This window comes from Halomonas sp. Cn5-12 (assembly GCF_021532545.1).
GTDB lineage: Bacteria > Pseudomonadota > Gammaproteobacteria > Pseudomonadales > Halomonadaceae > Vreelandella > Vreelandella aquamarina.
In genome coordinates, this window is record NZ_JAKGAY010000057.1 from 1 (window position 1) to 8,364 (window position 8,364).

The 8,364-nt window shown below is 59.9% G+C and carries 9 protein-coding genes; 4 read left to right on the top strand and 5 right to left on the bottom strand.

The genetic code is table 11. The annotated features are described in order from the left end of the window. Positions 1 to 345: 345 nt before the first annotated feature. The 3 genes from L1249_RS16855 (at position 346) to L1249_RS16865 (ending at position 2,857) form a co-directional block, all read left to right on the top strand. Positions 346 to 1,149 (top strand): PhzF family phenazine biosynthesis protein, encoded by an 804-nt coding sequence (locus L1249_RS16855; protein ID WP_235253789.1) that lies wholly within the window; start codon positions 346 to 348, stop codon positions 1,147 to 1,149. Between the two features lie 169 nt (positions 1,150 to 1,318). Continuing rightward, on the top strand, positions 1,319 to 2,269 hold the full coding sequence (locus tag L1249_RS16860; RefSeq protein WP_044629822.1) for a DUF808 domain-containing protein: 951 nt from the start codon (positions 1,319 to 1,321) through the stop codon (positions 2,267 to 2,269). 75 nt (positions 2,270 to 2,344) lie between these two features. After that, entirely contained in the window at positions 2,345 to 2,857 is a 513-nt protein-coding gene (locus L1249_RS16865; RefSeq protein WP_044629821.1) for a LabA-like NYN domain-containing protein, read from the top strand. On the opposite strand, the gene L1249_RS16870 is transcribed toward L1249_RS16865, so the two are convergent. The 3 genes from L1249_RS16870 to L1249_RS16880 are packed head-to-tail and all read right to left on the bottom strand — an operon-like array spanning position 2,818 to position 4,206. Further along, positions 2,818 to 3,114 carry a DUF1330 domain-containing protein gene (locus L1249_RS16870; protein ID WP_058578686.1) on the bottom strand — a complete coding sequence of 99 codons (297 nt, stop codon included), beginning with the start codon at positions 3,112 to 3,114 and terminating at the stop codon, positions 2,818 to 2,820. The two genes, L1249_RS16865 and L1249_RS16870, sit on opposite strands and share 40 nt — an antisense overlap. Before the next feature lie 60 nt (positions 3,115 to 3,174). Further along, positions 3,175 to 3,723 carry a hypothetical protein gene (locus L1249_RS16875; protein ID WP_232059488.1) on the bottom strand — a complete coding sequence of 183 codons (549 nt, stop codon included), beginning with the start codon at positions 3,721 to 3,723 and terminating at the stop codon, positions 3,175 to 3,177. 30 nt (positions 3,724 to 3,753) lie between these two features. Beyond that, a complete protein-coding gene (locus L1249_RS16880; protein ID WP_172515490.1) occupies positions 3,754 to 4,206 on the bottom strand; it encodes a MerR family transcriptional regulator in 453 nt (150 codons plus the stop codon). Between the two features lie 70 nt (positions 4,207 to 4,276). Here L1249_RS16880 and L1249_RS16885 point away from each other — a divergent pair, with 70 nt between their 5' ends. Then, positions 4,277 to 5,299, top strand: coding sequence for an SO_0444 family Cu/Zn efflux transporter (locus L1249_RS16885; protein WP_235253791.1), 1,023 nt, complete (start codon positions 4,277 to 4,279; stop codon positions 5,297 to 5,299). A 39-nt stretch (positions 5,300 to 5,338) separates the two neighbouring features. Here L1249_RS16885 and L1249_RS16890 read toward each other — a convergent pair whose 3' ends face one another. Together L1249_RS16890 and L1249_RS16895 are read right to left on the bottom strand one after the other, a co-directional pair. Further along, the gene (locus tag L1249_RS16890; protein WP_052509948.1) at positions 5,339 to 6,730 is read right to left on the bottom strand and encodes a metal-dependent hydrolase family protein; all 1,392 of its coding nucleotides are present in this window, start codon (positions 6,728 to 6,730) and stop codon (positions 5,339 to 5,341) included. Positions 6,731 to 6,990: 260 nt separating this feature from the next. Beyond that, positions 6,991 to 8,235 (bottom strand): PQQ-dependent sugar dehydrogenase, encoded by a 1,245-nt coding sequence (locus tag L1249_RS16895; RefSeq protein ID WP_253028249.1) that lies wholly within the window; start codon positions 8,233 to 8,235, stop codon positions 6,991 to 6,993. Between the last annotated feature and the right edge of the window lie 129 nt (positions 8,236 to 8,364).

Genomic DNA, 8,364 nt, shown 5'->3' on the forward strand with positions numbered 1-8,364 from the left:
GACCAGCAGTGCCAAGGCATTGAAGGCAACGAACATCGAAGCAGGAACCAGGAAGGTAACGACCTGGGAATCCCCTTCCTTTCCGCCGCAAGGCGGCAGCGCAAGCTGAGGGAGGGGAGGATGTCAACTGTTTGGTCAGGCCCTTGCGCCACTGTTCGAGCGACTGAGCGGCTATTCCCATTTTATATGGGCGGGATTGCCGCTGCCCTTTGCATCGCGGCAGTGGCCGTGATGGCTTCCAGGCGGAGACGCGCTCAGCGCTTGACAACGCGCGATTGAGCTTGATGCCTCCTCCAGAAAGCGACACTAACCTAGCGTTTTCGCCTCTCTTTTTCGGTAATTGCCATGAAAATCGACCTCTACCAAGTAGATGCTTTCGCCTCAAAACCCTTTGAGGGCAACCCAGCCGCCGTGTGCCCGCTGGAGGCGTGGTTGGATGATGCGCTGCTGCAGGCCATTGCAGCGGAGAATAACCTGTCCGAAACGGCGTTTTTCGTACCCACGGAAGCGGGCTATCACCTGCGCTGGTTTACGCCTTCGGTGGAGGTGGATCTTTGCGGCCATGCCACCTTAGCGGCGGCGTGGGTGGTATTTCATGCCTTGGGCGTGGTGGCCGAGGCGGTGGCCTTTGAAACCAGAAGCGGTGTACTGACCGTTCGCCGCGAGAGCGATACGCTGGTGATGGACTTCCCCGCAAAAACGCTCGCACCGCTAAACATGCACGCAGAAGTCGCCGCTGCCCTGGGCGGTATCGAAATCGAAGAGCTGCTGATCTCGGATGACATTGTGGCGGTAGTTGAAGAGGCGAGTGTGATTGAACGCCTCGTGCCGGATATGCAGCGGCTTAAACAGCTGCCAGGGCGAGGTGTGGCTGTTACTGCGAGAGGCGATGATGTGGATGTTGTCTCTCGCTGGTTTGGCCCCAAGGTCGGCGTGGAAGAAGACCCGGTGACCGGCTCGGCGCATACGTCGCTCGCACCTTACTGGGCAGCGCGTTTGGGTAAGCAAGCGCTTACTGCCCGCCAGGGTGGCGCACGTCAAGGCGCGCTGAGCTGCGTGGTAGAAGGTGAGCGCGTGATGATTAAAGGCCGCGTTGCGCCTTATCTAACGGGGCAAATCACGCTGCCTGAAAATGCTTCCTCAAGGTAGTACCCCTCACTCCATAGCGCGCTCCCTCGAAGGCCGCTCTTTGAAGTGACGCAGTGAGGGTAGGTCATGAAGGGAGAGAATCGACACTGCCCTTGGCATAAAAGAGTCCGCCCGCCCCAGCCACCGTGTGCTTTACTATCTGCAATGCTGATTCACGGAGGAAATACCCATGGCTATTGGCGGCTTGATTGGATTACTGGACGACATTGCCGCGCTGGCGAAGCTATCCGCTGCATCACTGGACGATGTAAGCGCCGCGGCTGGTCGTGCGACGGTGAAAGCGGCAGGGGTGGTGGTGGATGATGCGGCGGTGACGCCGCAATATTTGCACGGGGTAGTGGCAGAGCGTGAATTGGCGATTGTGAAGCAGATCGCGCTGGGCTCTATCCGCAACAAGCTGATTTTTATCCTACCAGCGGCGCTGCTGCTGAATCATTTTCTGCCCGGGCTACTGCCGATCATCCTGATGATGGGCGGCACCTACTTAGCTTTTGAGGGCGCGGAGAAGGTGTGGCATAAGCTCTCTGGCCAGCATGACGATGACAAGCCCGCGGTCGAAAAAGGGCCGGAGGCCGAGAAGAAGATCGTCAGTGGTGCCATCCGCACCGATCTGATTCTCTCTGCTGAAATTATGGTGATTGCGCTGGCGACGGTGTCTCATCAAGGATTCTGGTCACAGCTAGCCAGCTTGGTGGTGGTTGCGTTTGTGATCACTGTTTTGGTGTATGGCGTGGTGGCGCTGCTGGTCAGGATGGACGATGTTGGCCTACAGCTTGCCCAGCGGGATCACTCAGGCGTACAAGCCCTGGGCCGTGGCTTGGTCACGGCCATGCCCAAAGTGCTCGCGACCATCTCAGTAGTGGGCACCATCGCCATGCTTTGGGTGGGTGGGCATATCCTGATGGTGAATCTGGGGGCAGAGGGAACGGGCTGGTTCAACGCGCCCTACGAGTGGGTGCATCACATCGAGCATGCCATTCATGAGTCCACCGGTGCCTTTGGTAGCACGCTGGGCTGGAGCTTCAATACGCTGTGCTCGGCGGTGATTGGCTTTTTGGTGGGCTCGGTGGTGATGGGGGTGTTGCGCTTCGTTCCTGCTAAGCGGGCGCATTCTAAATAGCGGCGCGGTACCATACCCGCTTACTAACGCCAGCCCCAAGAGGCTGGCGTTTCACTACCTGCTGAGGCTTTTGCCATGACACGCGTCGCTATCTTCGTGGATACCCAGAACGTCTATTACACCGTGCGCGAGGCCTACGGCAAACACTTCGATTATCGCCGTTTCTGGGCCAAGGCAACGGTCAACCGGGAGGTGGTGGCCGCCCGCTGCTATGCCATCGATAAGGGCGACGCCAAGCAGCGTGAGTTCCAGAATATCCTCCGCTCGATTGGTTTCGAGGTCCGGCTCAAGCCCTTCATCCAGCGTGCGGATGGCTCCGCCAAAGGCGACTGGGACGTGGGCATCACCCTCGATGCCATCGAATACGCCGAGAAGGTGGATGTGGTGGTGCTGGTCTCCGGCGATGGCGACTTCGATCTGTTAGCCCAGAAAATCCGTGAGGTGCACGGTAAACGTGTCGAGGTCTACGGTGTGCCCCGGCTCACCGCTGCCTCGCTCATCAATGCCGCGAGCGAGTTCATCCCCATCGAGGGTGACTTGTTGCGCCATCACACCTCTTCGATGCCTTCTACCAAAAAGACGCGGTAATCGGCACCCAGGAAGCGGTGCTTGCGGGCTTCTTGGTAGGCGGGGCTTTGGTACCAGGCGCGGGCGGCGGCCATGTCCGGGAAGCGTAGAATCACCGCACCTTCCATCGCGCTGCCTTCCAGCACTTCAAAATCGCCGTAAAACGCTAGCGGCTGCGGGTCGTGGCCTTCGCGGGCGGCTTTGGCTTTTTCGCTGTAGCGCTGCATCTCTTCGCTGTTGTGGGTGTGTTCACGGGTCAGAACGATATAAGCGGGCATTGCTTTTTCCTAGATAAGATGACAAGACGCTCCAGCATACCATTGCCGACGGGCGCTGCGTTATGAATCAGGGCGAGTGGGGCCGTTGGTGGGGGTGTACGCGTCCGCTTCGATCACGGCGTCGTCCTCTACCGCGCGTTCGAGCTGGCGGTGCTCTAGGGCAGCGAGTGCGATGCGGTAGCAGTCGTCGATGTGGCTGTTACCCATGTATTTCATGGCGGTAAAGCTGATGCCGCCTGCCACGGCACTGCCGATCAGCGGTACGAACTTGGATGCGCCTTTTGCCGCCACCCGAACGCCCATTTTGCTGAGTAGCGAGACGATGAGGTTCTGGGTGATGTATTTGCCCGCCATCTTGCTGCCGGTGTTGGAGATAGCGGTCATGACGAACAGCTTGCTCTCGGTATCCAGGCCGTCGATTTGCTCCGGTGTCAGGCCAAACTGGCTATTAATTTTGGGGATGATGCGCATCAGAATCGCCACGTCCGAGCCGATATCCAGCCCCGGTACGGGGATGATGGCGGTGCCCGCTGAGAGTCCGGCACTTTTGGTGACCATCGCTTGGCATGTCTTTTTGATGGCCTCGAGTTCTTCCTTCGTTTCGATCATGGGCAGTTCCTTTGGGGGGGTGGCCGCGCGTCATTTGAGCAAAGATTGGCGGTCGCCACAGCGGGTGTCACTGCAGCTGGGCTGGTGCTCATACAGCGTTTGGATGATTTGGCAGTCGGCGGCTTTGCCGCCCCGGCACTGATGAACCACTTGGCGCAGCTCGTCGGCTAGCGCCTGAAGCTTGGCAATGCGCGCCTCCAGGTGCGCGAGATGGCGGCTAGCAATGTCATCGGCGGCGCTGCAGTCGGTGTCGGGGTGGTCTGAGAGCGCTAACAGCTCCTGAATGCTGTGCAGGTCTAGCCCCAGGTTGCGGCCATGGCGAATGAAGCTGATGCGCTCAAGCGCCGCTTGGTCGTAGTGTCGGTAGCCCTGTTCACCGCGTTGTGGGGGCGGCAGCAGGCCGAGTTTCTCGTAGTGGCGAATGCTCTCCGGTGAACAGCCGGTGCGGGCGGCCACTTCGCCAATGCGGTAGACGTGTGTCATGGCTTGACCCTGTAACGATGACAGGGTTTAGGCTAGTCCTCATTCCCACCGTGAACAAGTAGGTGATGAGATGACGCTGATAACCGAGCTGCTGCAAATTGCGCTGACGGCAGCCCCGTGGCTGCTGCTGGGGCTGGTGATTGCCGGGCTGATTAAGGCGTGGTTGCCAGAGCGCCTACTGCAGCGCTGGGTGGGCGGGCGCGGCCTGGGCAGTATTGTACGGGCGGCAGTGATTGGGATGCCGCTGCCGCTGTGCTCCTGCGGGGCGATTCCCACCGCGATTGCGCTGCATCGGGGCGGTGCGGGGCGCGGGCCTACCACGTCGTTTTTAATCAGCACCCCTGGCGTGGGCGTGGACTCGATTCTGCTCACCAGCGTGCTGCTTGGGCCGCTGATGGCGGTGGTACGTGTGGCTGGCGCGTTGGTAACGGCCATTGTGACTGGCTTACTAGTGGGCTTTACCCGCGAAGCAGAGGCCGTTGCGCCTGCAGCCACTGCTGGCTGCTGCTCGTCGCATGGCTGCCACGATCACCACGCCGACACCGGCGAACCTAGCGGCCTCCGTGCGGGGCTGCGCTATGCGTTTAGCGATCTGTTGGATGATATCAGCGCGTGGATGTTTGCCGGGCTGCTGCTTGCCGGTGTGCTGGTCACTCTGGTACCGCCGGATACGCTGGCACAGTTTTCGGGCGGTATTTTGGCTCTGATACTGATGGCAGTGGTGGGTATTCCGCTTTATATCTGTGCGGCGGCAGCTACGCCAGTAGCGGCCGGGCTACTGTTAGCGGGTATCTCGCCTGGGATGGCGCTAGTGTTTTTGCTGGCGGGGCCGATTACCAGCCTAGCAACGCTGGCCATTTTGCGCCGCGAGTTGGGTAATACCGCGTTGACGGTCTACCTTGTCTGCGTGCTCACCGTGACCGTGCTAGTCGGCTGGCTGTTCGATGCGGCCGTTGCCTTGGCCGGTTGGAACCCTGTGGAGCAGGCCAGTCAAGTGCAAGAGCTGCTGCCCCACTGGTTAGAGTGGCTGGCTTTGGTAGCGCTGGCGCTGGTAGCTATTAGGCCGCTGCGCCGCCGTTTACTGGGGTTTTAACCTTAGCTGGGGTTGTAATCTTGGTGTTTTAAAACGAGCTTAGCGGGTGTCTTTATAAATGCGCCCGCCTTTCATAATCATGCGCAGGTTCTGCTCTGGGTCGTGTAGGAAATCCAGATTGCGGCTGGGGTCGCCGTCTACTAGCAGTAGGTCTGCCCAGGCGCCGGGTTCGATCTTGCCTAATGTGCCGGGGTAGGGGTTGCGCGGGCCGGAAAGCGCAAGCAGCTCGCCATTGCGGCCGGTGGCCATGGCCAGCACGGTGAGCGGGTCGTAGAAGCGGGTAAGTTTGGCGAGCTGGCGCAGCTGGTTGGGGGTGTTTTGCGGGTTGAACAGAATGTCAGTGCCCCAGGCGGTTTTAATATCAAAGCGCTGAGCGAGTTCATAGGCGCGCACGGTGCCTTCTGCCACTTGCCGCTGAGACTCTCGGCGGGCGGCGTCGGGGTAAACGTTGGAATCTTCGTCCTGTAAAAACGGCTGTAGGCTCCACCATGCGCCTTCGCCTGCCATCATGCGGGCGGCTTCTTCATCGGCTAGTTGGCCGTGCTCAATGGATTTTACCCCTGCCCGCAGCGCACGCTGTATGCCCCTTGGGGTGTACACATGCACCATCACGTAGGTGCCCCAGTCACCGGCGGCATCCACGGCGGCGCGCAGTTCGCGCTCGGTAAACTGGGTGCTGTCGAGTGGGTCGTACAGCGAAGCCACGCCGCCACCGGCCATCAGTTTGATTTGCGAAGCGCCTAACATGAGCTGCTCACGGGTGCGGCGCAGCACTTCATCTTCTCCATCGGCAATCGCGGCGACCCCTTGGTGCTCTTGTTCACTCAGCGGCGTGGTGCTGCCCCGAGGAATATCATGACGCATGCGGAAATCGCCGTGCCCCGAGGTTTGGGAAATCATCGCCCCGGCGGGAAAGATTCGCGGGCCATCCACAATGCCTTCGTTAATGGCGCGTTGCAGCGCAAACGAAGGCCCGCCCACATCACGTACTGACGTTACTCCGCGCATCAGCGTGCGTTTGGCTTCTTGGGCCGCGACCAGATGAATGTAGCCCACATCAGCCGTCATGGCGGTGGTTTGGGTAATGGCCGCCAGCGTGGTGTGCCAGTGAGCATCAATGAGCCCCGGCATCAGTAGCCTGCCTCCACAGTCGAAGACTTCCGCTCCTTCGGCGGTGGCATCGGCGGGGAGAATGGAGTGAATCCGGCCCTCTTCAATACGCACTGACACGCCGCTTTGCACCGCACTGCCACTACCATCAAACAGCTGCAGATTGGTCAGCAGCAGCGGGCCGTTGGCTTGACGCGGCTGGGCACTCACCACCGAGGGCACGCTAAGCCCGGCAAACATCGCCATCACCGCAGCGGTGCCGCCCAGCACTTGGCGTCGGCTCAGGTCGGCCATGACCCGCTCATGAAATTGCTGCAGCATGGGTGAGCCACAGCAGCATGCGCCGGGCCCATGAGAAGCATGCCCATGAGGCAGAGGAGTGTGTATATACGGGGCGTGGAGCGTCTTGGCGGCGGGCATAAGCGGTCTCTCATCGGCTAAGGGCGATCATACTTAATAAACTATAGTGAGTGCCGGTAAGCAAGTGCGCGATGGGGAGTCAGTGCGAGGTGGGTAGATGCGGAATGAGCGGGTGGTCTGCCACCCGCTTAAATCCTACTGGTTATTCTTAAGGGCTCTTCTTAAGGGCTATCGGGTGTGACGCGCCAAATGGCGTTGGTTAAATCGTCGGCGATGATCAGCGCGCCGTCGGGGTCAATAGTGACGCCTACCGGGCGGCCACGAGTGCGGCCATCGTCGGTGAGAAACCCCGAAACAAAATCGATGGGGTCGCCGCTGGGCTGGCCGTTGCTAAACGGCACGAAAACGACCTTATAGCCAACGGGGTCGGCGCGATTCCAACTGCCGTGCTCGCCGATAAACACACCTTCAGCGAACTCATCGCCCATTTCAGGGGTAGAAAAGGCGAGGCCAAGGGGAGCCACATGCGAACCCAGGCTGTAATCGGGGGCAATCGCCGACTCGACCTTCTCAGGGTCCTGTGGGCGAACGCGGGGGTCGACATGCTGGCCCCAGTAGCTGTAGGGCCAGCCATAGAAACCGCCTTCCTGAACCGTCGTGAGGTAGTCAGGCACTAGGTCGGGGCCTAGCTCGTCACGCTCGTTGACGACCGTCCAGAGCTGCTCGGTGTCGGGCTGAATCGCCATGGCGGTGGGGTTGCGTAGACCCGTGGCATAGGGGCGATGCATGCCCGTGTCAGCGTCAATCTCCCATATTTCTGCGCGGTCAACTTCCGCTTCCATGCCGCGCTCGGTGATGTTGCTGTTGGAACCAATTCCCACATACAGAAACTCCCCATCAGCACTGGCGGTCATCGCTTTGGTCCAGTGGTGATTGATCGCTGAGGGTAGCTCGGCAATCACTTCAGGGGGGCCGTCGGCTTCGGTTTGGCCCTCTTCGTAGTCAAAACGTACCAGGGCGTCTTGGTTGGCTACGTAGAGGTTGTTATCCACCAGCGCCAGCCCGTAAGGGGCATTGAGGTCTTCGGCAAATACTGACTGCTGGTAAGTGCCATCGCCATTTTCATCACGCAGTAAAGTTAAACGGTTGCCGCTCTCTACAGCGGTATTGCCCTGGCTCTTGATATAGCCAGCGATGAAGTCTTTTGGCTTCAACTGCGGTGCGTTGCCGCCGCTACCCTCGGCCACCAGAATATCGCCGTTAGGCAATACCAGCGTTTGGCGTGGAATCTGAAGATCGGTGGCAATGGCGGTAATGGTATAGCCATCGGGCACGGTAGGCGTTTGGTCGCCCCACTCAGCGGGTTCCGGTACCGTCATGTCGGGTAAGAGCCCACGGTCCGGTTCTGGCAATGTGGGATTGGCGCCGTACTGCTGAGCGCTAGCGCTGCCCGCGATCAAAAGCATCGCTAGCAGCCTGTCGGACTTTCCGTTGCACCGTGAGATACTGACCACCGTCATCGCCGAGCTGAGAAGATCGCCATGAGCCGCTTCATCCCTGTGGATCGCCAGACCGATTACCTGCTGCCGCCTTCG